General features: G+C 53.7%; 22 protein-coding genes. 3 read left to right on the top strand and 19 right to left on the bottom strand.

Annotated elements, in window-relative coordinates; translation table 11 throughout:
- Positions 1–8: 8 nt before the first annotated feature.
- The 7 genes from Q8902_06005 to Q8902_05975 form a co-directional block, all read right to left on the bottom strand.
- Positions 9–719 (bottom strand): Bax inhibitor-1/YccA family protein, encoded by a 711-nt coding sequence (locus tag Q8902_06005; GenBank protein ID MDP4199105.1) that lies wholly within the window; start codon positions 717–719, stop codon positions 9–11.
- A 62-nt stretch (positions 720–781) separates the two neighbouring features.
- Complete coding sequence (locus tag Q8902_06000; GenBank protein ID MDP4199104.1) at positions 782–1,639, bottom strand: enoyl-CoA hydratase/isomerase family protein; 858 nt, start codon at positions 1,637–1,639, stop codon at positions 782–784.
- Between the two features lie 3 nt (positions 1,640–1,642).
- Positions 1,643–1,969: an EthD family reductase gene (locus tag Q8902_05995; protein MDP4199103.1), complete on the bottom strand. Its 327-nt coding sequence runs from the start codon at positions 1,967–1,969 to the stop codon at positions 1,643–1,645.
- A gap of 62 nt (positions 1,970–2,031) precedes the next feature.
- Positions 2,032–2,949 carry a hypothetical protein gene (locus tag Q8902_05990; protein ID MDP4199102.1) on the bottom strand — a complete coding sequence of 306 codons (918 nt, stop codon included), beginning with the start codon at positions 2,947–2,949 and terminating at the stop codon, positions 2,032–2,034.
- A gap of 14 nt (positions 2,950–2,963) precedes the next feature.
- On the bottom strand, positions 2,964–3,326 hold the full coding sequence (locus Q8902_05985; protein ID MDP4199101.1) for a DUF3467 domain-containing protein: 363 nt from the start codon (positions 3,324–3,326) through the stop codon (positions 2,964–2,966).
- A gap of 7 nt (positions 3,327–3,333) precedes the next feature.
- Entirely contained in the window at positions 3,334–4,821 is a 1,488-nt protein-coding gene (locus Q8902_05980) for a tetratricopeptide repeat protein (protein ID MDP4199100.1), read from the bottom strand.
- A gap of 94 nt (positions 4,822–4,915) precedes the next feature.
- Positions 4,916–6,430, bottom strand: coding sequence for a leucyl aminopeptidase (locus tag Q8902_05975; GenBank protein MDP4199099.1), 1,515 nt, complete (start codon positions 6,428–6,430; stop codon positions 4,916–4,918).
- A 188-nt stretch (positions 6,431–6,618) separates the two neighbouring features.
- Between Q8902_05975 and Q8902_05970 the strand changes: the two genes are divergently transcribed.
- Positions 6,619–8,631, top strand: a complete 2,013-nt coding sequence (locus Q8902_05970) for an Omp28-related outer membrane protein (GenBank protein ID MDP4199098.1) — start codon at positions 6,619–6,621, stop codon at positions 8,629–8,631.
- 17 nt (positions 8,632–8,648) lie between these two features.
- The gene (locus Q8902_05965) at positions 8,649–10,034 is read left to right on the top strand and encodes a nitrate/sulfonate/bicarbonate ABC transporter ATP-binding protein (GenBank protein MDP4199097.1); all 1,386 of its coding nucleotides are present in this window, start codon (positions 8,649–8,651) and stop codon (positions 10,032–10,034) included.
- 363 nt (positions 10,035–10,397) lie between these two features.
- On the opposite strand, the gene Q8902_05960 is transcribed toward Q8902_05965, so the two are convergent.
- The 4 genes from Q8902_05960 to Q8902_05945 form a co-directional block, all read right to left on the bottom strand.
- Entirely contained in the window at positions 10,398–11,270 is an 873-nt protein-coding gene (locus tag Q8902_05960; protein MDP4199096.1) for a sugar ABC transporter permease, read from the bottom strand.
- Positions 11,267–11,857 (bottom strand): Maf family protein, encoded by a 591-nt coding sequence (locus tag Q8902_05955; protein MDP4199095.1) that lies wholly within the window; start codon positions 11,855–11,857, stop codon positions 11,267–11,269. The genes Q8902_05960 and Q8902_05955 overlap by 4 nt, the downstream gene beginning before the upstream one ends.
- Positions 11,858–11,936: 79 nt before the next feature.
- Entirely contained in the window at positions 11,937–12,512 is a 576-nt protein-coding gene (gene thpR / locus Q8902_05950) for an RNA 2',3'-cyclic phosphodiesterase (GenBank protein MDP4199094.1), read from the bottom strand.
- 3 nt (positions 12,513–12,515) lie between these two features.
- Entirely contained in the window at positions 12,516–14,069 is a 1,554-nt protein-coding gene (locus Q8902_05945; protein MDP4199093.1) for a sigma 54-interacting transcriptional regulator, read from the bottom strand.
- Positions 14,070–14,144: 75 nt separating this feature from the next.
- Between Q8902_05945 and Q8902_05940 the strand changes: the two genes are divergently transcribed.
- A complete protein-coding gene (locus tag Q8902_05940) occupies positions 14,145–15,170 on the top strand; it encodes a glycosyltransferase family 9 protein (protein MDP4199092.1) in 1,026 nt (341 codons plus the stop codon).
- Here the strand turns inward: Q8902_05940 and Q8902_05935 are convergent, their stop codons facing one another.
- The 8 genes from Q8902_05935 to Q8902_05900 all read right to left on the bottom strand — a co-directional run bounded on the left by Q8902_05935 (position 15,171) and on the right by Q8902_05900 (position 25,535).
- Entirely contained in the window at positions 15,171–15,878 is a 708-nt protein-coding gene (locus tag Q8902_05935; GenBank protein MDP4199091.1) for a dienelactone hydrolase family protein, read from the bottom strand.
- Positions 15,875–16,675 (bottom strand): NTP transferase domain-containing protein, encoded by an 801-nt coding sequence (locus tag Q8902_05930; protein MDP4199090.1) that lies wholly within the window; start codon positions 16,673–16,675, stop codon positions 15,875–15,877. Before Q8902_05930 ends, Q8902_05935 begins: the two co-directional genes overlap by 4 nt.
- Positions 16,676–16,701: 26 nt before the next feature.
- Positions 16,702–17,091: an aspartate 1-decarboxylase gene (locus tag Q8902_05925; GenBank protein ID MDP4199089.1), complete on the bottom strand. Its 390-nt coding sequence runs from the start codon at positions 17,089–17,091 to the stop codon at positions 16,702–16,704.
- Positions 17,092–17,104: 13 nt separating this feature from the next.
- Positions 17,105–17,986 carry a pantoate--beta-alanine ligase gene (gene panC / locus Q8902_05920; GenBank protein ID MDP4199088.1) on the bottom strand — a complete coding sequence of 294 codons (882 nt, stop codon included), beginning with the start codon at positions 17,984–17,986 and terminating at the stop codon, positions 17,105–17,107.
- A complete protein-coding gene (rocF, locus tag Q8902_05915; GenBank protein ID MDP4199087.1) occupies positions 17,983–18,900 on the bottom strand; it encodes an arginase in 918 nt (305 codons plus the stop codon). Before rocF ends, panC begins: the two co-directional genes overlap by 4 nt.
- Before the next feature lie 28 nt (positions 18,901–18,928).
- Positions 18,929–19,792: an acetyl-CoA carboxylase, carboxyltransferase subunit beta gene (gene accD / locus Q8902_05910; protein MDP4199086.1), complete on the bottom strand. Its 864-nt coding sequence runs from the start codon at positions 19,790–19,792 to the stop codon at positions 18,929–18,931.
- Between the two features lie 99 nt (positions 19,793–19,891).
- Positions 19,892–21,538: a T9SS type A sorting domain-containing protein gene (locus Q8902_05905; protein ID MDP4199085.1), complete on the bottom strand. Its 1,647-nt coding sequence runs from the start codon at positions 21,536–21,538 to the stop codon at positions 19,892–19,894.
- 61 nt (positions 21,539–21,599) lie between these two features.
- Entirely contained in the window at positions 21,600–25,535 is a 3,936-nt protein-coding gene (locus Q8902_05900) for a hypothetical protein (GenBank protein MDP4199084.1), read from the bottom strand.
- Between the last annotated feature and the right edge of the window lie 66 nt (positions 25,536–25,601).

The raw sequence follows: 25,601 nt of genomic DNA, 5'->3' as shown, positions 1-25,601 counted from the left end.
AATCTATTCTATCGCCGGTCTCGTCCGCCAGCCCCTAAGAGCCGAAGGATCATCATAAAGAGATTCAGAAAATCGAGGTAAAGGCTTAAGGCTGCGAGTGTTGGTGGCACTTCATGTGCTCGCCGGAGAATGCGAGAAGTGTCGACCAGAATAAACCCTGAAAAGATCACGACACCGATGACGGAGAGTCCGAGATCCAGCGTCGTGGACTGCACAAAGAAGTTGACGAACATTATCCCGATGAGCATGAAAAGGCCGATCGAGAGGCTTGCGCCCAGATAGCTGAAGTCCTTCTTGCTGACGAAGGTATAGAGCGTAAGACCTGCGAATATCGATCCGCTCAGAATGAGTGCATCGTAAATCGTCGATGTACTGGTGCCTCGAATATAGCCATGCGCAATAGCGTAGAGCATCGGTGCGACAAATAGTCCGCTGACAAACGTTGCGACGCTTAACGTCGGGACAGCCCGGCTTGGATTGTTCGCACTCTTGGAAGCAAACCAGATCGATCCAAAGAATACGATCATACCGATGATCGGCGAATGCGCGAAGGAAAAGGCAAGGCCGCTCTCCATCGCGATCATTGTGCCGGCAATTGCACTGGCAACCGCAATCGAAAAATAAGAGTAGACCTTGCGCACGTAGGCAAGACGCGCTTCACCGACAAGCTGAATGGCTTCAGGGGTGAAAGTATATGGGGGATTGGCGAAGTTTTCCATTTCGATCATAGAACGAATTCCACGCGGGTGAGTTTCAATCACCTTTATGAGGGACCGTTCATTTATCCAGACCGTTTTCGGATCTTCTTATAGTTAACCGGGCGCTTCTCAGTGAAGGCGCTGATGCCCTCGGTTACTTCCGGGGAAAGATTGTGGATCGATAGCCAATCGCGCGCATGACCGATGGTCATGTGCCATGAAAAATCCTTCCAGAAGTTGAGATTTTGCTTCGTATAACGTAGGCATTCGGGAAGTTTGTTATACAGCTTCTCACAGAGCCTGGCAACTGCCCGATCCAGATCCTCCTTTGGAACGACCTCATTGACAAGGCCCCACGCGAGCGCCTTTTCGGCAGGGATATCTTCGCAGAGGAAGAGAATCTCGCGGGCACGGCGCTCGCCGACCATCAGCGGCAGCCATTGTGTCGCGCCGGCGGCAGCCACACTTCCGCGCGCGGCACCCACCTGCTTGATAATGACGTGGTCGGCGGCGATCGCAAGATCGCACGAGAGATTTACCTCATTGCCTCCGCCCACGACCATACCATTGAGTCGTGCCACAGTGGGCTTGCCGATGTTGCGGAGTCGCTCGTGCATCTCAATGAACACACGCATCCACTTGTAGTAGTCTTCTGGGTTACCGAGGAAGAACTCTTCCTGTTCTGAAAGATCGGCCCCGGTCGAGAAGGCCACATCGCCAGCACCCGTGATTACGAGCACCGCAATATCATCGTCCCACGCGGCATCCTCGATTGCCACCATCATCTCGCGTAGCGTCGTTAGATTCAGGCAATTGAGGACTTCCGGGCGATTGATTGTAAGGGTTGCGACGTAATCGTTTTTCTCATAGAGAACATGTGAGAAATCGAACGAACGCTTCTCTTGATATGGGCTTAGCTCTTGCGAGGATTTTCTTGGCATGTGCTATAATGGTATGTCCTCAGTATGTCCGGTAATCATCGATACGAGCGGTCCCGCAAATGACATCAAGTCTTTTGCGGCAGCGCGGCTGTTCGGGGATTTCATTGACGCATTCAGCGCTTCAGCACTGTCGAAATACATCGTGCAAATAAGATGAGGCGCTGCGGGGAGGGTGTCGTTCGACGGGGTCAGCATCTTATCGACCCATGTGACTTCCATCCGCCGCAAGCCTTCCATTTGCCTGGCGAGCGGAGTATGGACTTCTTTGTAGTGCGTGTCGAATTCTTCTTTACTACCCGGCGAGCGGTAGATGGCAGTGAGTGTGTGCATGCGAGTGAATGATCGTTGAATACAAAATTACGACAAGATATTCGATCGGATGCGATATTCGCTCAGAAGCGAACGATCACAGATGGGCCGACACGGATATACCAGAGTGGCGAAAAGGTATTATTCGTGTAGCCCTGATCGGTCTGTCCGATCCAAAGCGCAATGCCAGGGCGAGCCTCAAGCCCCAATTGGAAGCCGGCAGTCTGCACCAGATCAAATCCAGCGCCCGCAAAAATATTCAGGCCCTGAATGCCGTCGCTCTCAATGAGTGTACCATCGTTTGCCAAGAATGAATTGCGATAACTCCAGCCCATGTATTGATAACCCATTCCGCCGAAAAGATAGAGACCAAAGAATGTGTACGGCGGCGTAAGAAACCAATTGACACGCAAATCAATACCGAAAAGCGCAGTCCCGTCGATTGACTTGGAGAGCCCGTTCGTAGTCTGAATCGATGCCCATGCACCGTCCAATTCGAGATCGAGACGAACATCTCTTTTCAGGAAGCCCCCGAGGCGTAAGGCGACGCTGTGAATTCCATAATAAGTAGTCTGATCTACCAATCCCGATTCGAACGAAGCACCGATCCATGTACCATCCGGAGCATCAGAAAATGTCGGAGTCTGAATCGATTGAGTACTAGAAGGAGCTACATTCCCGTACGTGTCTTTGCTATCCTTGGGTGCTGCTAACACACTCGTATCGACCGAAGTACTCCCACCATCGGGGACGAGGACAACGACGGGTGGTGTATGCTCCTCGCGCCTCCGCTCGCGTTCCTTTTCTCGCTCGCGTTCCTGCTCTCTCTCCCGCTCTTGCTTCGTGGACGCATCATCGCCACTTGGGTGAGACGCCTTATCCATCGCGCCGCTGAGATTGCCACGAGATCGAGAGGAGCCGCATCCACACGTCGCCGCCAGCAGCGCAGCCAAACACGCAAAGATGAATGTCTGACTGCGCCAAGTGAGAGGACGGCTCACGTGATTCTGTTGGCTTAGTGCACTTTGTTTCCACCTGCCTCAGGTACCTGCGGCGGGCCGCTAGTCCGGAAACCGAACGCATGCTCGCCCTGGCCTTCAGTACGGACTTGCCCGTACTGCGACTCGAAGCGGTCCATGTTCTCCTTCATCGCGTTGAGGAGCAACTTAAAATGCTGCGGCGTCATGATGATTCGAGCATGCACCCGAGCGCGTGGCACGCCAGGAGTGACACGCGTAAAGTCGATGATAAACTCGGCAGGCGAGTGGGTGATAATCGCAAGATTCGAGTAAATACCCTCGGCCTCCTGCTGACCGAGTTCGATCTGGAGTTGTTGCGAGACCGGCTGCTGTGGATCGCTGGTTGTATTTTCTGACATAGTAAACTTATTTCCCTTGTTGTTTGAGTTCGTCGGCTTTTCGATAGGCGGCTTCGGAGTCGGCGGACCGGTTGGCGCGAGCATAAAGACGCGCAAGCATTTCCCAGTAATCATGCGCATTGGCGGCTTCCGTGTTCTTCAGCGCTTCCATATCCGCAACGAGAGCGATGGCCTTGTCGCGTTTTCCCAATACATCATAATTTTCTGCGAGTTGAACCAGCACGCTCGCATCGTTTTTATCGAGTGAGTGCAGTCGCTCGAAATATTCGGTGGACTTGTCCAATTGTTGTTTATATTCCGGCTTCTTCGCATCCTGACTCGCCTTCGCCCAATTTTTATAGGCCGCGGCGATGTCATAGAGTGCCGCGGAGAATCCAGGATCGAGAGCGAGCGCTTTTTCGTAGGCTCCAACCGCACCCTGATAGTCCTGCGATTTCATCAACAAGGTGCCATAGGATACATACATCTGCTTCGATGGATGTTCACCAAGGATCCGCTCGTATTCTTGCTTGGCCTTGTCGGTCTTTTCCTGCCGCATGTAAATGTCAGGAATCGCCGTGGCAGCGAAATCATCGGAGGGATCAAGTTGCTGCAGCGTCATGAGAAGGGGAATGGCCTTGTCGAAGTACGACGATGCAACCGTCTTTTCATTGCGGGCAATGGCCGCCAGACCCTTCTGATAGTAATCATTAGCAACAACCTCATACGCCTGCGTCGAAACTCTGAGCGGCACGAGCCCTTCAACTTCCGATGGGGTAATGCGCCAGCCAGTCAACTGCCATGCAAACGGTGGTTTTGGGTTGCGCTCAAAATAGATGTATGCGGTTTTACTCGGATAGATGTATATCAAAGAGCTGTCATTGCCGCCGATGGAAACCACGCGCTTCTGAGCCGGTGCACCGCCGATTGCACGCTCAACCGCTTCCGGAGGCATGTGGAGCATCAGGCCCATCGCCGTGCCCTGGTCGTAAGAGGCACTAACCTGATCGATTTCCGCCACGTAATTTTCGATGCCCTTGGCGGTATCCCCTCCGGAGTAATAAATGGTACCGAGCAATTCATACGTCTCCGGTTGTTCAGGCGCAAGTTTGCGGGCTGATTCGAGGTAACCAATCGCGGCCTTCCGTGCTTCCAGTGATTCGGGATTCGCCTGATAGGTATTGAGACCACCCATGTATAGCTCAACCCATATCGATCGCTTATACTGCTGAAGTTCGGAGCGATGCGTCGCGGAGTACAGCATCGCCGTATCGATAATCTGCGAGACCTTCTCGTATTGCTTAAGATCGTAGAGGTTCACGGTGTAAAGATACCACGCTTCATCGTTCGTAGGATCTTCGTCGAGCGCGCGCTTAAGCATCTTATCCGCCTGCGTGTAATCGCGACGCTGACGATAGAGCTTGGCGCTCTGGATATCGGCCGCGCCGCAACCGGCGAGTTCAAGTGTAAAGGTCGCCAGAAGGGCGAGTAGTAGGGTCCGAGTTAATGTCTTCATAAGCTTTGTAACGGATAACGGACAGTGGCTAGCGGTCGCGACTCAACCGACTAAATCGGCTGCTGTACGACCGCTATCCATCATCAACTATTCACTATAAACTGGCTTCTTCTTTCAGCATCTGGGTGAGCATTCGAACCGCCACACCAGTTCCGCCCTTTGGGATATAGTCAGAAGCAGCTTCCGAGCGAGCTGTTCCGGCGATGTCCAGGTGGACCCAGGGGTAATCGGTAAAGCGCTTGAGGAACATCGCCGCCGTGATGGCGCCGGCCCATCGGCCACCGACATTCTTGATGTCCGCCACATCCGATTTGATTAGCTCATCGTACTCATCGTAGATCGGCAGTTCACAAACCCTTTCATACGTCGTGTCACCGGCAACTTTGAGTCTTGCCATCATGGAAGTATCGGTACCCATCATGCCGGTCGTGAAGTGTCCGAGGGCGACGACGCAAGCACCAGTAAGCGTCGCGAGATCAATCACCGACTTCGGATTGTATCGGCTTGCCCAGATAAGCGCATCAGCCAAAACGAGGCGTCCTTCGGCATCGGTATTATCCACTTCAACCGAAAGCCCATTGGCATATGTAATAACATCGCCAGGGCGCATGGCGCTCCCGGAAGGCATATTCTCCGCGCTCGAAATCAAACCGATCACATTGACCGGAAGTTTGAGATCACTGACCGCTTTGAGGGTCGCAATGACCGTTGCAGCGCCGGACATGTCGCTCTTCATATCGCCCATTCCTGCGCCGGGCTTCAGGGAAATTCCACCGGTATCGAATGTAATTCCTTTGCCGATCAGAACGACGGGCGCCGTGTCCTTCTTTGGTGCGCCGCGATATTCCATCGCGATGAAACGGGCCTCCTTTACACTGCCCTGATTGACCGAAAGAATACCGATCATTCCGTTGGCTTTGAGTTCCTTGGGCCCAAAGACTGTGATCTTCAATCCATTCGCGCTGGCCACATCCTTTGCCCAGTTTGCCAGAGTCTCCGGATACTTATTGTTGGAGGGCTCATTTTCCATTTCGCGAGCGAAGATTGCAGCGTCGCAAACCATCTCTGCTTCTGCGATGGCAGTGCGGACTTCGTCGGCGCTCGACCCGGCAAGGCTATCGCCATCCTCGAGGATCACAACAGTATCTAGAGAGACCTTGGGCTCTTCTCGTTTGAAGAACTTGTCAAATTTATAGAGACCCAGTTTAATCCCTTCGACTGCGGCGTACGCCACTTCTGCTCCGGAGTGCCCCTTAACTTCCGGCAGGTAGATGGCGAGCGAGCGGGATTTGGTCGCTTCCGCTTTCTTCGCCGCCCGGGAGGCGGCACGCCGGACTATTTCGAGCGAGAGCTTTTCCTTCTTGCCCATTCCGACCAGCACCAAGCGCCTGGCAACGGCCTCACCCTTCTTCGGGTAAATGACAAAAGTCTCTTCCGCTTTCCCAGCCATGTCGCCGGCTGCGAGCAATGCCTCGGTCGCAGAAGCGGCGGACGTTCGTCCGAGCTGTTTAAGCGTGGCCTGAATTGCCCGTTTATCTTCGGCCTGGAAAAAAGCGACAGCGGTCGTACGGACTCGCTTCCAATCGGTCTTTTGGGTGCTAAACTTCATGAGATGGATGCTACGAGTGATAAAAATGTCGTAATGCTAAAGAGTAAATCATGCAAAGTTACGAAATCTTAAGCTCCAACGCATCCGATCGGTCTTCGCGTACAGAAATTGGAGGGAATATTATTGGTGAAATTGTTGTCATAACATCGACCCACAAATCGGTTTTTCACCATTAGCATTTTCGTTTTATGAAGAAGCTCTTCGGATATTGGCTGGTCGTCCTAAGTGCAACGATCCTACTTCTTACAGTCACGCGTGCCCAGGGGCAGCTTGTGCCTCGGACCGTCTTACTTGAAGAAGGTACGAACTGGTCGTGCGGACCCTGCGCGCAGGTCAATCCGTTCCTGGAAGCATTTCTTCAATCGCACGGCGATTCCATTATCCAGATCGCCTACCACCCGAATTGGCCGGGCGCAAACGATCCAATGTACATGAACGACGAAACCGATAATCAGGGCCGGGTCGTGTCGTATTATGGCATTAGTGGAGTACCGACCGTCGAGATGGACGGAAACGTTGTTACGAATGCGCCGGTAAACTACGAGCAAGCTTTTTATGCTCGGATTGCCAAACTTTCGCCAGTCGCCCTTTCGATGACCCGCAACGTGGTTGATGGGCAGGTTAATATTTCCGTAACGATCAACCCTGTCGGTAACGTCTCCACCTATTCGAAACTTAAGCTTCGCGTTGCTCCGATCGAACAATATGTCGATACGAGCGGGCCGAACGGGGAGAAGCGATTTATGAACCCGATGCGGGCGATGATGCCAAATCTAAATGGGACACCGCTGACGCTCAAAACCGGTGAACCTCAGACCTTCACGTTCTCCTATCCGCTTAAGTCTTCCTATCGTGCGGAGAAAATGTATGAAGTAGCCTTTGTACAAAACGATGATGCGCAGCGAGAGGTGCTTCAGGCTACCTCGACGCTCGAGAGCTTCGGCATTGTCGCGGCGGCGGGACAGCACCCGGTTCAAATCATGCAAGGTAGCAACTCAAACGTTGGCCTTTTGATCCAAAACACGACGCCGGAGGATTTGACGTTCGACGTGCATTATGTTGCGTCAGCGGGGGCCGACTGGCAAGTTACTGCAACGGGGGTCAATGGGACGCTGTCGATTCCAGTTCAATCCGGCGCTTCGGGCGACATTACACTGGCCGTAACCGAGGGCTCGAGCCCATATACGGCCGGAAGTGTTATTGCCCGTGCGATTTCCGGCCGAGGGGACACTCTGGTCCGGTCGTTTCGAGTCAAGTTTATTTCCTCGACTACGAAGGTTGCATTTGTCGATATGAGTGGGGATTCGGCAAGCTCCGTGGGGCCACTAAAGACATTGACAGCAATGAGGCTCCGCTATGTTCCTCTCACGGACATAGAAGCGGCTTCCTTCAATGCCTGGACTGCGGCTGACTTCTCAACCATTGTGACCGAGACGAACAAGTGGATCGTAACTGGTTCAAATAAGGCGGCGATTTCCGCTTATCTCCAAAGTGGTGGAAAGCTCCTAATTCATGGTGGCGAAATTGCCTATGGTCTTGCCGATCCAGGCTCAACGGCAACTGATCGCGATCCGGCGTTCCTTTCCAACACGCTCCATGCTACGTATGTCCAGGATGTTGCCAGCACGCTGACGGTCCATGGTGTGACCGATGATGTTGTCAGTAATACATTTGCGTCGCAGAATGTCAACATCAATGCCATTAGCGTGGATGCGCAAAATCAGCCGGATGTCATTACTGCGGCCAATGGAGGCGTTCCAATATTTTATTATGGCAGTGGCACGACCCAAACTGCTGGCATCCGCTGGGACGATGGTAATGCCAAACTCGTCTATCTGGCGTTCGGTCTGCAGAATCTCGCGACGACTACCCGCCAGGCGATCACAGTGGCTGCGCTCAATTGGTTTGGTGTTCAGGCAGGAGTGACCAACACTCAGACGACCGGACTTACAATCGGGAATTGTTATCCGAATCCGCTGAGTGCCTCGGCATTAATTCCATATTCACTAACTCGACCAGAAGCGGTTCGAATCAGTATTTTGGATGCCCAGGGCGCAGAAGTATTAATGTTGGTTGATGCCTTCGAGTCCGTCGGAGATCACATTGCTTCCTTTGATGCCAGCCATCTGGCTCGGGGTTCGTACTTCTGCGTCATTCATACGGCCGAAGGCTCGGCGTTGCGTCCGCTAACCATCGAATAGAGGAGACTATAATATTCATGGCCCTGACCCCCATCGCGCCTCGTTCATCTGCTCGCGTTGCGGGTCAAGAAGCTATAGCCAGAAGTTCCGGCAACTCGATCACGACGCCGCCACCCGGTCGGGAGTTGATCGAGCTACGGGACATTGGGATGACATTCACGACGCCGGGCGGCAAGCCGCTCATGGTGCTCGAACATATCAGCCTCACGGTCGCTGAGAATGAATTTCTATGTATCCTAGGCGCCTCTGGTTCGGGTAAGTCTACAATTCTCCGAACGATGACTGGTCTGCTCAAGCCGACGATGGGCACCGTCGCTGTCGAAGGCAAGCCGCTTCGGGGAAATAACCCATACACTGCGATCATTTTCCAGTCGTTTGCGCTCTTGCCATGGCTCACGGTTGAAGAGAATATCGGGCTTGGACTCGATGCGCTCAAGGCGCCCCGCGAGCAAGTCCGTGAAAAGGTGCGCAAGGCGATCGATCAGGTTGGGCTTGAAGGCTTCGAAGAAGCGTATCCAAAAGAATTGTCTGGTGGTATGAAGCAGCGGGTAGGCATTGCCCGTGCGCTTGTTGTGGAACCTCGCATTCTCTGCATGGACGAGCCATTCAGCGCACTTGATGCCCTGACCGCCGAGAACCTTCGGACGGAAGTGCTCGATCTGTTTCACGAGAGCGAAGGCTCACTTAGTTCGGTCGTCATGGTGACTCATTCGATCGACGAGGCCGTGGAAATGGCTTCGCGAATCATCGTTCTCGATGCGCATCCGGGGCGGATCAAGGCGGAGTTCCAGAATCCGATGCCCTATCCACGCAATCCTCGGTCACAGGAATATATCGATCTATCGAGCCGCATTCACTCGCTGATCACGAATACGGTTCTGCCGTTCACGGAGGAGCCAGCAGGACGGCAGCCGAAGACGGAAATCATTCCGGCTGCGAAGATCGAAGAAATTCTTGGACTTCTCGGTGTCCTTGCCGAAGAGGGCCGACTTGCCGCTAGCGATTTGGCGGAATCTGCCAGCCGGCGCTTTGATGAGACGCTACAAATCGTCAAAGGGGCTGAGCTGCTCGGGCTTGTCGAGACTCCCGGACAAGATGTTTTGGTAACGCCATTAGGGAAGGAATTCTTGGAAGCTGATATTAACGATCAGAAGACACTGCTTAACAAGCAATTGCGGCGCCTGCGCACGTTCCAATTGCTGCTTGATACGCTCCAGCAGAACGAGGGCGAAGTCCCGTACGAAGTGCTCATCGAAGATTACGCCACGCGCCTGCCCTATGAGGACCCAGCCCAGATGCTCGACACCGTCATTGACTGGGGCCGATTTGCAGAGCTGATCGGTTACCGGCCGAAGGAAGATGTGGTCTATCTTGACATCGGAGAGCCGACGGGAGTGGAATAGTGCATGCGCGGCACCACCTCGACTTGGATTCCACTTTCGGACAGGAGGGCGACTCAGTTTGGCTGCGATACACGACAGAATACGACACTCTCCACAGAACCCAGTTGCGGCAATCGCACGACAACTCCATGGATTCATGGAGGCGGGTATACAATTCAGAAGGCAGGCTATTGCGGGAATATGATTCTACTGGCAATTTAGTGGAAAAATATTCCACTCACCCAAATGCCCATGGAATGGAGGACCGGATAACAGATTGGAAAATCATGAATGGCCGCGAAACGTTAGCGGTCATAACCACAAGGTACGAGTATCACTTGTCTCCGACCCGAATGTTTCCACGATGAAGAGCGCGAAGACCAATTAAGTGGCCTCCTTCAGAATCCTGCTTTCGACCACCGAAAATATGGCGATGATGGCGAACAACACATACGCCACCGCACAGGCGAAGCCCATGGTATCTGCCGACTCGAATGCGTTCGAATAGACCTGATAGACCAGTGTGGTGGTTTTGCCGAGCGGACCGCCGCGAGTCATGACGTAAATCTCGGTGAAGACCTGGAAGCTCTTGATCGTATTCAGAACCAGCGCAAACAAGAGTGTTGGCTTGATGAGCGGGAGTGTAACGGTGAAAAACTGCTTCCATTTTGAGGTCCCTTCGAGTTCGGCAACTTCATAGTAGTCGCGCGAGACATTTTGCATCGCCGCGAGGAAAAGCACCGCGTAATATCCGATTGAAATCCAGATGTCCATTGCCATAATGGCCGGCAATGCCAGGGAGGGCTCGAGTAGCCAGCCATTTGCTGGCGTGTGCACTCCGGCCATCTTCAAAAGGGTGTTGATGTATCCACCTGAGGAGTAGAGGTTCGTGAAGATCAATGAAATGACGACAAGCGAAGTAATGCTCGGCAAAAACATGACCGAGCGGTAAAAATGCTGGAAACGCTCGACTCGGACGAGCAGCGCGGCGAAAAACAGGGCAAAGATCATCGTGAACGGGATTGTGCCCACAACGAAGATCACCGTGTTCCACAACGCCTGCCAGAACGCAGGGTCATGAAGAAGCTTGCCGTAATTGTCAAGTCCAATCCAGACTGTCCTGTTGGTCAGAGTATAATATTTCGTAAACGAGAGATAGAGGGCGTAGAGCAGCGGATACGCCCAGAACACGATGAGTGTCAGCACCCAGGGTGATAGGAGGAGCCAGGTCTCTCGTGTCGTTCGAGCGGTTCTCATTCGAAAAGGTTCGGCGCGAAATGCTTCAGCGCAACATAGAGCCGGCAAAGCGGCAAACCAACCACATTGTAGTAATCGCCATCGATGTGCCGAACAAAGACTGCTCCAAAGTCTTCCTGAATTCCATAGGCTCCGGCTTTATCCATCGGCGAACCGGATGCAACGTATGAGCGAATCTCGTTTTCGGAGAGCGGGCGAAACGAGACATCCGTAGATTCGACAAAGGAATGCTCGCGCTTTGTGTGAGAATCAACAAGTGCCACACCCGTATAGACGGTATGGGTTTGTCCGCTCAGTCGCTGGAGCATCCTTACCGCGTCATCCGCATCCAGTGGCTTGTTCAAAACATCACCCTCAACGACGACGGTTGTATCTGCTCCGAGAACCATGGCATTCACATCAGCGGCTTGCTCTGCAACGTGCCGCGCCTTATGGAGCGCCAGGAGTCGAACATTCTCAGCGGGATTTCGCTCCGGATCGAATACTTCTTCCAAATTTGCTGGAATGGTCTCAATCTTGCGAACACCGAGCAGCCGAACTAACGCGGCCCTGCGCGGCGATTGTGATGCAAGAATGAGCGTATGCACGAGAGGATATATTGAGGATGATCTATATTACTGCGCGATTCTCATGGATTATTATATGCAAAGATACGTCGCACCAGCCCTACAGCGAAAATGACGCCAGAGTTTGATGATGCGCTCCATCGGGTAACGTTTTGCTTTCAACGAGCTCAACTTCGCTGATGGAGCCATGCGGGGAGTGACCCGAGCGGTCTGGCAACGCGAATCCCGATGGCAATCGATAAGGCTCGCGAAACCGAAAGAGGGTAAGATGCGGATGAAGCGGCTGGGCAACTTCCGGTGTGAATCCTGCCATCCGCAGACCAGCGTCGATTGCCGTTTGAAGTTGCCGAAATGGCGCTTCCGGGTCCAATCCGATCCACAAAACACGAGCTTTCGCTCGCGAAGTAAAAGCGCCGCATTGCGTCAGAACGACGTCGATCGGCGGAACGTGGGCAGCTTCGATTGTCCCATGAACGGCTTGAATAATACGATCGATACGCGATGACTCCACGTCGCCCAAAAAGCGCAGCGTGCAATGCGAATTGACCAGTCGCTCGGGTTTGAGGCTTGGCGGTGGGCGCAACGCATCAAGCATGCGGGCGAGTTGATCCTGAAGTAAGACCAAGTCCTTGATTAACGGCTTTGGTGTCTTAATCGCAAAGAAGAGTCGTGGCACTGCTTAGAATCGAAGTGGTTCATCATCATCTTCGTCGGGGTCGGATTTCGGGCGTGTAAAGATCGAGCCGATCATATCACGGTAGGTGACATCGGGCCGACCGAATTCCTCTTCTTTCGCAAGCTTGGAGTGCTGATGCAGCCCATCCAGCACAAATTCCATCGCGCTCGCAAGTTCAAAGCGGTTCGCCTCCTGAATCTTCATATGCCGAACCGTCAACTCCCGGAGCTTGGGGACGCGCGAGAGCTCTTTGAAATAGTCATCGAACTTCATCGTGTCGGTAAGGCTCATGATGTTTCCTTCGGCAAACCAGCGTAAGACTGGCTCGTATTCACTTTCCTGTTTTGGTATAGCCTGACTTTGCTGGTAGCGTTCTTGCTTTGGCTTCGATCGATCCCGTGCGAGTGGATCGGGGAAATATTTCTTGAATATCTCCTTTACAGCCTTGCCAACAAGCGCTCGAGCGACCTTTCCCATGCCTTCCTGTTCGCCTTCAAATACGAGTTCTACTTTGCCGGTCACGCCCGCTGTAACGAATGCCAGATCGGTGATGCGCGGCAAGATAATAGAATCGCCGGTGACAATAGAGCGCCGCTCGGCATTTGAAATCAGAGTCTCCATGGCACTGGTGGAAAGTCGAGCAGATACGCCAGACTTTTGATCGATAAATTCGGATTTCCGGGCTTCAAATGCAATTTGCTCGATAATTTCCTTAAAATATCGCGGAACGGCGATCCCTTCCTCGCCAATACGGGCCGTCCACGCTTCTTGCTCGGTGATTGCAATCGCCGTCTCCATCGAGAGCGGATAGTGCGTCATTATTTGTGATGCAATACGATCTTTGAGTGGCGTAATGATATTGCCCCGATTCGTATAGTCCTCCGGATTGGCAGTAAAGACCATCATCACGTCGAGTGGAATCCGAATATTAAATCCTCGGATCTGAATGTCCCGCTCTTCGAGCAAATTGAAAAGTCCGACCTGAATGCGTGGCTGAAGATCTGGCAATTCGTTGATGGTAAAAATGCCGCGATTAGTACGAGGAATGATCCCAAAGTGAATCGCCCCTTCATGCGAGTAGTGCAACCGTTGATGTGCTGCTTTGAGTGGATCGATGTCGCCGATCATGTCGGCGATTGTCACGTCCGGCGTCGCCAATTTCTCGCCATAGCGGTCTGAGCGGTGCAACCATTCGATCGGCGTTTCGTCGCCCATTTCTCGCACCAACTGGACGGCATGGTAGGAGAGCGGCTGATATGGGTTGTCATTGATCTCACTTCCCTTGACAATCGGCACCCATTCATCGAGCAATTCGATCAACAATCTTGCAATCCGTGTTTTGGCCTGACCTCGAAGCCCGAGCAGGATCACATCGTGACGCGCCAATATGGCGTTGACCAGTTGGGGAATGACCGTATCATCGTAGCCGATCACGCCCGGGAACAGTCGCTCTCTTCGCCGTAGTCTATCGATCAGGTTCCGGCGCAGTTCCTCTTTTACGGCGAGGACTTCATAGCCCGAGGCGCGAAGAGCACCTAGCGTTGTGGGTTTATTCATAACAGGAATGTGTTCAATATTGACGACGATGGGCGGCAATGAGATCGTCGACGATCTCATTTGCTATCCCACGATTTGCAACAGCGATCTTCAACGAACGAATTCCGCCGCGTGTCACAACCATCGATTCTAATCCTGCGACTGAGTTCGCTGGGCGACATTGTTCTTACGACGCCCCTCGTCCGGGCACTCCGTGAGCGGTATCCCGATAGCCGGATTGATTTCGTTATTGCAAAAGAATACGAATCACTGACTCCCTTGTTTTCAGGGATCTCACAAGTGCATGTTTTTGATAAGAGCACCGGGCTGCGCGGGCTATGGAAACTCAGGCAATTGCTGAAGCGAGAGTCCTTTAATTTCGTACTGGACATACATAACGTTCTACGAACACAAATTCTGCGGCGGGGGATCGCGCGCAAGACATATGTGGTGAAGAAGCGGACCCTGAAACGTTGGCTGCTGGTTCGATTCAAGCATGATACGCTTCAAGGCGAGCCGGATATCATTGGCAGGTATTTCGAAGTCGCCAAGGCCTTGGGGGTTGAAGACGACGGTACAGGTCCTCAGTTGCAGGTATCTGTATCAAGAATCCCAACGCGAATTGCGATTGCGCCAGGTGCAAGGCACTGGAATAAGCGATGGCCCACAGAATATTTTCAAGCCGTGGCTGCGAGCTTGATCGAGTGGGGATACCAGATCGTCTTTCATGGCTCTGCGGCTGAACGAGAGTCGATTGAAGGAATACGTTCAGGATTGCCTGAAGGTAGTTTGTCCTATGCAGGTGAGTTGAGCCTGCTGGAGGTGGCACGTTCGCTGGCGACTTGCGCCGTAGCGATCACGAATGACTCCGGCCTCATGCACTTAGCCGTTGCTGTCGGTACTCCTGTGGTTGCGCCGTTTGGACCCACCGTCAGGCAATTCGGTTTCGCCCCAAGAGATCCGAAGTCCGTAGTTTTGGAGATCGATGGATTATATTGCCGCCCATGCACAGCAATTGGCCTCGATCACTGTCCCGAGAAGCACTTTCGCTGTATGAGAGAGATCGAACCTGAGCGGGTTCTGGCGAGCGTCGACCAGATTACCACGCGGGTATCGACTTGATTACTTCAGATTAGAGGAAAGAAACGATAACGTAAGCGCCCAGGCATGTCGCGCTGCGGGCGCATTGTAGGCCGCTCGAGCATCGCAAAAGAAGCCATGATTGGCGTCTGAGATCTCTACATTAATGAAGGCTTTTCCAGCCTCCGTCATCGCAGCGGTCACCGCTGCGCGAAGTTCCGGGGTAATATGCGTATCCAGGCCACCCCAGAAGAAGAGCATCGGTCCATGTTGATCGGTCGTGCGCCCGAGGAGCTGCTGCGCAATACCGCCACCATAGAACGAAACGGCAGCCTTGAGCGGCAGCTCAGCATTCGCAATGAAGGCAGCCCGTCCGCCGAGACAGAATCCAATCGCACCGATACGCTCACGATCGCATTGGCTCTCCTTCACGAGCCAATCATAAGCGGCCAGAGTGTCCTCGGCGAGCGCCATTGGCGTCAGCGCAAGCATATGAGGGCCAACCAGGGAAAAATCTGTGTAATCAGCAGTGAAGCCTGGAGGTGCGGTGCGATGAAACAATTCGGGCGCAATGACGAGATAGCCCTGTTGAGCAAGGCGCTTTGAGACGTCCCGAATATGATCGTTTACGCCAAAGGCTTCCTGCAGGACGATGAGGCCCGGTGCCCGACCGGATTCTGGTCTGGCTACATAGGCATTCATCTCATTCGGGCCAGACTTCAGGACGATCGTTTCAGTGGTGATAGTCATTCGCTTCCTTCAGTGTCAACTCTTCTTCGAAGATACTCTGTTTCAAGCACTTCGAGTTGTTTCTTGGTGTTCACGCCGCTAACTTCGATCGGATCGTCCGTGACCATGACGGCGATGCTTCCGAGTCCGAATTGGGCTCGGAGCAGCTCGAACACATCGGTGAGATAATACTCGCCTTGGGCATTTGTGCAGTTTAAACGGGGGAGGACATCACGGAGCGTCCGTGCATCGAAAACGTATATGCCACTATTAATTTCGTGAACTTCGCGCTCTTGTTCGGTCGCATCTTTTTCTTCCACAATGCGGTCGAGACTGCCACTCTCCGTCCGAAGGATTCGACCATATCCGGCTGGGTCTTTCATCGTAACCGCTAAGACTGTTGCCATAGCAACGCTTGTTCGGTGAACCGCGAGCAAGTCCTGGACTGTCTTTTGTGTCAGAAGTGGTACGTCGCCGGAGAGCACCAAGACATCACCCTGAAATCCTTCCAGGTGGCGTTCAGCCTGCATGACCGCATGGCCAGTCCCAAGTTGTTCTTCCTGGACTGCGAGCTTGACTTCGGGGAAGTGCTCGGTAATATAGGCCGAGACCTGATCGCGGCCATAGCCAACAATACAAACCGTAATCTGACTTTCTAGTGCTGCGCACAGCCGAAGGACATGTCCAATCAGCGGCACGGCGGCAATTTCGTAAAGTACTTTTGGTTTTGAGGGATCCTGCATCCGTTTGCCCTGGCCGGCGGCCATGACAACAACGGCAAGAGGCTCAGGATCGGGCTCGAGATTCGGAGTTATCACAAAGGGCAAACCAGACGCATCGGTCATTAATTGACCATGGTAAACGCTTCAAGGCCGTTCGTTATCTGCTTGATATTATTGGACTTATCTACTTGCACAACCGTTGGTTGATGGAAGCGAAGCGATTCCGAATCTTCGTATTCACCGTACGTGATGATAATAATTTCGTCTCCGACGGCTCCGCGACGTGCGGCGGGTCCATTCAGACAAACAACGCCTGTTCGCGCCGGGCCTTCCAGCAAGTAGGTCTCAAATCTTTCCCCGTTATTGACATTTACGATGGTCACTTTTTCATACGGGAGCATATCGGCCGCACGCATCAACTCGCTATCGAGCGTGAGCGAACCTTCATAATAGAGCTCCGCCTGCGTGACCGTCGCGCGGTGGACCTTCGATTTGAACATGATGCGCTTCATAGTCTTTGGAGCTTTACTCGATTCTGACGTTGTCAATAAGTCGTGTTTCGCCGAGGCGTGCTGCAATAATCAGGGTTGGGGGATTATCGGACGATCGATCGTCCGCGCCCTGCCAGTCAGAAGTTTCAAACGAGTCGATCGGATGAAATGTTTCGGAATCGACCAATGCCAAATATTCCAGCTTGGCATCTGGCGCGAATTGCTCGAAAACGCTAGTTCCTCGACAGATCGCATCGCGGACGGTCGTGCCGGGCAACAGGGATTCGAGGACCTCCATGAGTGCTTTCCATAGCGCGGTTGCCTCTTTACGGTTCGGCGGACTCAAATAGCGATTGCGTGAGCTCAGTGCAAGGCCGTCTGGTTCTCGAAGTGTTGGTCCAATGACTAATTTGACCGGGTAGTGAAGATCCCGAACGAGCTTGCGAATAACCGCCACTTGTTGTGCATCTTTTTGCCCGAAGAATGCGAGATCAGGTTGGACAATATTGAAGAGGCTTCCGACAATTGTGGCCACACCATCGAAATGTCCAGGCCGGATGGCACCCTCGAATACCTGGCTCAATTCACCAATTCCGATCGAGGTCGAAAATCCATTTGGATAAATCTCCGAAGCATCGGGAAGAAACAGAAGATCGACATCCGCGCCGACGAGGAGACTCGAATCAGCCTCCAGTGTTCGAGGATAGCGGGAGAAATCCTCGTTCGGACCGAATTGAGTCGGGTTGACAAAGATACTCACTACCGTCAGATCGGTCTGCTGCTTGGAAAGCCGGACGAGCGAAAGATGGCCTTCATGCAGCGCGCCCATCGTGGGCACAAATCCAATCTGTTTCTGCTGGCGTTTTGCGAGGCCTACCGCACTTCGAAGCTCTGCTATGGTTTCGATCGTCCTCATAATATGCGTTTTCCCATGCTACTGGCGATCAGCCCCACGGCAAATTCCGCGCTTGCATTTCGTACGTCCAGAATCGGATTCACTTCCGCCACTTCCATCGACGCCATGACGCCAGTATCCGCAATCGCTTCCATGATGAGATGAGCCTCGCGGTAGGTAAGGCCGCCTGCGACCGGCGTGCCAACGCCAGAGGCGACGGTCGGATCGACGGAGTCCAAATCGAAGCTCACATGGATATGATCCGCGCGGTCACGAAGCATCGCAATGGCTTTGGAGACACGAGGGAACACGCCATCTTTGTCGAGATCGGCCATGGTATGCGCCTCGATGCCGAGCCGATGGATCAAATCACGTTCACCGGGATCGATGGACCGCAAGCCGATATACACCAATTCCTTGGCATCGAGCTTCGGATAATTCCCGCTAATGCCGGTCAACTCCGGCGCGCCAAGACCCAACGAAACCGCGACCGGCATACCGTGGATATTTCCGCTCGGGGAGGACTCGGGTACATTGATGTCCGAGTGGGCATCGATCCAGATTACCCCGAGGCGCTTGCCATTGCGCCGGCAGTGCGCCGCCAGTCCAGCGATACTGCCGATGGCCATCGAGTGATCCCCACCGAGCACGAGCGGAAATTCCCCTTCATCGAGCGCACGTTCAATTTCTTTTGCCAGGACCGTGCAGGCGCGGGCGATCTCCGGCAGATAGGGGAGCTTGACATCCTCGATCGCCTGAACCTCGGCGGTCTGTACCTCGATATCCCCGGCATCGTGGACTTGATAGCCAAGCTCGCGAAGCCGCTCGCTGACTCCGGCAATTCTCAGCGCTGAGGGTCCCATATCGACGCCTCTGCGGCCGGCGCCCAAATCCATGGGAAACCCGATGATCCGAACATTGTGTGTGCTGCTCATAACAGGGAGGACGATTCGCGATGAGGAGTTACGCGAGATGCCCAAGCACTCTCGCAACCGTTGCTTTCAGCTCTTTTCGATGTGAGATGACATCGATAAATCCATGCTCCTGAACGAATTCCGAGCGCTGGAAACCCGGCGGGAGCTTCTTCCGAATTGTTTGCTCGACGACGCGCGGACCGGCAAAGGCGATCAGTGCCTTCGGCTCCGCGATGTTCACATCACCGAGCATCGCGAAGCTCGCTGTCACACCGCCCGTCGTCGGGTCGGTCAAAATCGAAATGTAGGGGAGACCCGCCTCGGCCAATTGAGCGAGCTTGGCGCTGGTCTTGGCAAGCTGCATAAGGGAGATAGCCGCTTCTTGCATCCGCGCACCGCCAGAACTCGAAATCATGATGTAGGGTCGTCGGTCAGCAATGGCACGGTCGATTGCCCGCGAGAATTTCTCGCCAACAACCGAGCCCATCGAGCCACCGATATAGGAGAAGTCCATCACACCCAGCACGACCGTCCGCGACTCGATCTTGCCAAGTCCGACGCGCATCGCTTCCTTCAAATGGGTCTTGCGATTCGCCTCGCTGACCCGGGCCGTGTAGGCTTTCGAATCTTTGAATTCCAGAGGATCGCCGGGTAGCAGGTTCGCCGCGATTTCCTCTTCGAGGCCATCGTCCAGCAAAATCTGGAAGTACTCGCTGCTGCCGATCCGAAAGTGCTTGTTGCACTTCGGGCAGGTAAACAGGTGCTCCTCGATCATTTTCTGGTAGAGTATTTCCTTGCAGTCCGAGCATTTCGCCCAGATGCCGTCCGGCATGTCGCGTGTGCTGCCGTCTTGCCCATCAGCGCCAGCGCTGCGGGTCTCGATGTTCTGTTTCGATCGGGTAAACCAGGCCATGGGGGTGAGTTCTCCGAAGATGACGATCATCTTCGGAATGCCCGTAACGAAATTCGAGGCGTATCAGTGCGATTTGGCTTGGTCCAAGAAAACCAATAATTACCGCGAAATGAGAAATTGCCGGGTGCCAAACAACCCACCGGACGAAGCGCGCAAGTGATAAATGCCTGTCGGCAAGCTGGCGACCGATACTGTAAAATGCTCCTCCGGCGAGCTGCCACGACCAACTTCCCGGCCCAGCATGTCGAGAATAGAATACTCGCAACTCGTCGCGGCCGATACCTGCACCTCGATCTCCGACTGCGCTGGATTGGGCACCACGCTCACAATCTCGAACGGCGACTGGCCCGACATGGTGCGAAGCAGCGTCGGATCGCCACAGCCGGTGAAGTCGATCTCAACTGAGTCCGGACCAGCAAGCGAGAGCGCGGCGCAGTCGCAATTCAGGCGCTTGCCATAGAGATGCGCAGAGTCGAGATAGACTTTTGCCGAAGACGCGGCTAGAACGGTTCGGAACGTCAGTGACACAATCGGATTTGGAAGTTGCGTGCTGTCGGTATCTTCAATCGTGAGATCGAGCACGCCGTTCAAAGTGCTGGAGTCAACGATCTTCCACGATGGTGGTAACTTGAGCGATTGCAGTTCGAGTGATGCATCGAAGTGAAAAGCAAAATGCGCCGAGCCGATGCCCACCGATGGATTCTCCGCCGAGGAGTAATTGACTGTGACGAGGTTACCCGCCGCCATTTGCTCACGCTTCGAGCCATCGGGAAATGAAATGCCCGTGGGGAAGTCTTGCAGCGAGTCGAGATTCAGGTACCACAATGTACTTTGATAGGCAGGACCGTCCTGCGTTGGCACAAAAAGCCTGTTCCCTTCAAGATAGAAACGGGTATCGCAGAGGCGGCCCTTCGTAACCGGTCCACACAACGATTTCCACGTGAGTCCTTGATCGGTTGAAATGTAACACCCGGAGAGGAGTTGAACAATGAGTTTCGACGAATCGCCACGGATGCAGCCCGTGGAGTACGCGTTCAAATAGTCAGGAGGAGCCTGCGATGGAGAAAAAGTCGCAATTGTCTGCCAGGTATCTCCGGCATCGGTCGTCTTAATTACGGTTGGCGCCCAGTCGGCAACGCCGTAGAATATCTTTGTGCCTTTGAGCCCAAGCGGCTGCCAGCATTCGGTGCTGAAATTAAGATTACCCCAAATGCGGCCGCCATCTGTCGTGCGGAGCCAAAATCCGAAGTTCTGTGATGCGAGCAAGCCCAAACTATCGGAGGCAAACGCAAACCCTGTGCTAAACTGGTTTCTGAAATCTTCTACCCAGGTTTTCCCCTCGTCCCAGGACCAATAATCGTAGGGGAATCCGAAAGTACCCATGAACAGGCCATCTGTTGCGGGATTGAAATAGAGTGCGGAAGCAACCTCGTTGTCGTAAATCCCACGCCACGTTAGCCCAGCATCGGTTGTCCCGAGTACTCCCAAGTTGGCCGCCCATCCGGTCAGGCTGTCCTTGAATACGTAATCATATCCCTTCTGAAGGTAGTTCTCATGCCAGGTATAACCTCCATCCGTTGTCCTGTTCCAGTTCACGAAGCCAATATCCGGTTTGCCCTGATGATCGAGAAAATAGACAGCAAGAGACCAGAAATGAGGGGATTTCAAGACAGCACGCCACTGAGCGACCGCCTTGACCGGGAACAGACTATACAATGCGGCGATGACTATTAGTGTTTTTCTCATACGATGAAAATAAGCGTCCTCCCGCTTGGACAGACACCTCAGCAGGAGGACGCACAGTGGTTCATTTATATCTCCGGCCAAATACCTGAAAAGAAAATGCGTGGCCCGTTGTCGGTCCACAATACTTCGTTGGCACGCTTGGAGGCCGCACATGTACGATGAAATAGTTCGGGTTGTTGTCCGCCACATTTCGAACAATCCCAATTCGCGTTGCATCGATCGACCATCCACATTCGGTCGTTGGATCTGCTGGGTCATTAGCGACGACTGGAAAGCCGAGGAAGCTACTCAAACCTGTCGTATCATTGTCGCGAAGCGAAACCACGATCGACGCAGTCTGCAAGCTGTCGGCCGCATTGTCCTTTGTCTCGATGTCTAAATGCACCAAGTACGCCCCTGGGAACCCGGACGACTGAGTGACGGAATACACGCCGAAACTGGTGTTGATCGCACCGCTAGCCGCGACATCCGCGTAGGCGATCAGGACGTTATCGACGTATGTGGTGCCTTCGAGAGGGTGGACGCTTGGCGAAGAGGGTCCACGCATCTCATAAACTGTTGCCGCACCTTTAGTGCTCACGGAGAACGCATTGCTGCGATAGATACTGTCAGGCTTCGGCGGTCTCGCGATGCGCGCACCATTGCCCAGAATGAGTAGTGGGTTCTCGACCAGATTCGTGTCGTTATATCGGCCCATGATCGTTTGCGCATTCATGTATGCAATGAGATGATCGCCACCTGGAATCGAGGCCAGAGCGGCATTGCCATCGATCACATTCGTATCACCTCCGCCGATGAAGGATGCGCCAATCCCGTGGTAGGCAGTCCCAGAAAGATCAATGCGGTTGCCCCTACCCGCGACAATCCCATTCTCGCTGCCCGAGCCGAGCACATTGTTCGAGCCGGCGCCAATGAAATCCCCGTCGTCTGATGAACTGTTATCGTGCCCTGCACCAATAAATGAATTGGACTCATGCACTGTATCTTTGTGTCCGGCCACTATTGCAGAGCCAATCGCGGAATCCAATCCATGCTTTTCACCAAAGGCATCTATCACATTGCTATCGCCCGCGCCGATAAAGCAAGACTTGCTGTGTTGAGGGGCGTTATTGAGGATGATGTTATACCGGCCGGCAGTTATGCTGCTGAAGGATACGCTGTCACCGAGTGTGTTATTCAATCCTCCGGCAATGACCCCGTGGTCTGAGTGCGGCAAGATGGTATCGTTCTCACCTCCGCCGAGGAAGGTAAAATTGGCTGAGGAGAGATTGTTTTTTCCACCCGCGATGACCGAGTATCCGGAATCGCCTGCAAGAATCCAATTATTGAAGCCACCTCCGATGAATGCATATCGCTGGGTAGTTTCATTGAATTCACCACCAGCAATTGTACTAAATGGGGCCGAAATCTGATTGAGAACGCCACCGCTGACCGTCGCGTACATATCGCCGGCCCAGTTTCCATTGCCTCCTGCGACTGTCCCGAATATGCCGGACGTCCCATTCCTTGCTCCGCCGCTGACAACCGATCCAACGCCGGTAGTGGTATTGTCGGCTCCGCCCGCAATGGTGCTTGCGGTGTCATAGGCAACGTTGCTGTATCCACCACCAACAACGGTCCAAGCAGCCATAGCCTGATTGATATAGAGATGAGAGCCGAAGCTTGTCATCGAAGTTGGCAATGGCCAATAGGGCGGAAGGTCTGGCCCTTCTCCCAGGAACCCGCCCCCTCCGCCAACAACACTATACGCGCCTCCTGCCCGATTATTCGCCCCGCCGCTAATCACCGAATTAGTGGAAGCAGTATCAATGAAGTTGCCAAATCCGCCAGCAATCACGGATGAATTTGAGGCAACACCATTCGGATTCGTTGTATCGCCTCCGGATAATATGGCAGCACCGCTAAGGGCCGTCCCGATCCGGTTCGCACTCGATCCGCCAAGGATATTCGGCGAAGTCGCGCCCTCTTCGTACCGCATGACGCGTTGGTTACCGCCTGTCGTGTCGAGCGTGTTGTTGTGAATGTGGATTTCGAAGGCCTGACTATCTTTCGTTCCGAGATAGTTCGTCGGCGGTGGGGCACCGGCATTGCCCGTCAAAAGCCATCCGGCAAGGCCGCCGCCGCTGTCGTTGGTAGGTGCCCACTTCAGCGTGACATTGTCTCCGGTAACAATCGCGGCTCTCAGAAATTCACCCGGAAGCGGAAGGGTATCCGGTAACGTGTAGAGAATGTCCCCCGGTTGAGCCGCGGCTCGGAATGAGCTATAATGCGCACCTCCATATAGGTGGTTTGTATTCGGCTCATAGAAGCGAATCGCTCTTGCAGTGCCATCGACATTTCCGACGATGAGATTGACATTGCCGAAATAGCCGACATTTGTCCAGCCTGCTCCCGTTGAGGAAATATCGGTGATTGTGCCAGCGTTTGAAATGTCGCCGTTAAACCCAAATGAAGCGGCTCCGATGGTCAGATTGGCCCCACCCGGAATCACGGAGTGACTCCCGCGTACGGTATTGTCGTGTCCTCCGCCAATGGCAGATTCGCCCGCGGAGTCGATGACCGTATTGAGTTCCCCTCCTGCAATCACCGCGTCATCGCCAATCGCGGAATTCTGAAGTCCGCCACCAACCGTCTGGAATTGTTTGTTAATATCCTCTCCAGAAGTATAACCGACTGCCTCTGCTCCCGCGACGTTCCGCGCCCCGCCACTCACCGTCGCCCAACTGCTTGTGACGTGGTTGCCCCCTTGGTCGCTTAATGATGAACTAACAAATCCTCCTCCGCCCGAAATCGTAGTTCCGTGCAGTATCGGCGCGCCATAAATATCGACGTTGGCGGAGTTATCGACGGAACCGGCGACAATGTTCGGTGCCGTCGACGTAATGTACGTGGAGCCCGACCCGCCGTTGTCGTCATAGATTCTGTTATCGATACGAAAAACCCGCTGTAGCCGAGGATAGCTGCTCGTATTGCTACTCCTCGCCGCAACGTCGATTTCGAATGCGCCCGCATAAGATGCATCAGCCGCATTGACCCAGGTTGTAGCAAGCCGAGACGCGTTCTCGTATGCCCCGGTCAGATTTGTCTGAAGCCTGTATATCATTGCCGTTCCGCCTTTCGCGGATAGTCCCGACGACCCGCCACCGCTGAGCGTGAGAATGTCCTTCACCGTGTTGGCGGTGTAGCCTTGCTCGTGAATCTCCAAACGTGTGACCGGGTCTGCGCTCAGGGTGTTGGAGACGGTGTTGATGCCGACGAACTGACTGTTGGTGGTTCCTCCAAGAATCCGAAGTGCTTCTGTGCCATTCGTCTTGACGATTAAATCATCCGCCGTTGAAGTCCCGAGCCATCCGGATGGTGGGGTTGGGGCGGAACCTCCAAAACTATTGCCGATTTCGCTCCATCGATCTGTAGTACCAGAATTTTCGCTTTGCACCTTCGCACCCTTGCCGCCAACAGCATTACCAAGTGAGAGAAGCAAGCTCGATGATGCAGGATCGAAAACCGCCTCGATACCATTTCCTGCCGCGATGTTGAAGGCCGCGCCCTTGCCGGTAACCTTCTGACCGTTGACACTGATCGAGCCAACGTAATCCGTCGCAAGTTTCAAAGCAGTGATCGAGCTGTCGGCAACATTCAGTGCGAATGGCACAGCGGCCAGCCGTGTGAAGGCAGCAGATACTTCGCCATTGATCGACACTGAAATCCAAAGCGGCTTATTCATATCCGATGGTTTCGGCAGCGGTTTGCCCGAGCCTAACCCAATATTGAACACCCCATGTGTCACTTGAGTCACGAACTCGTCTGACCTAATCTGATGGTCGCTGGATTCTTCCTTCCAGAGCGAAACGGCAATGCGGAACGACCCGTCTCCCGGCGAGCCATCCGAATTCGTGATTGTGCCTTGATAGCTAATGATTGGGCCACCGCTGGACTGCGCATGGGCCGTGTGACTAAAGAACAACGAAACGAGCAATAGCACGCAGAGTCTCTTCATAGGATTTCCTCCTAATTATTGGGTTAGAGCGTTTGACACATCTGTCCTCCATGAGACGAGCCCTGC

The organism is Bacteroidota bacterium (assembly GCA_030706745.1).
Classification (GTDB): domain Bacteria; phylum Bacteroidota; class Ignavibacteria; order Palsa-1295; family Palsa-1295; genus PALSA-1295.
This window is presented reverse-complemented; position numbering and strand designations above follow the sequence as displayed.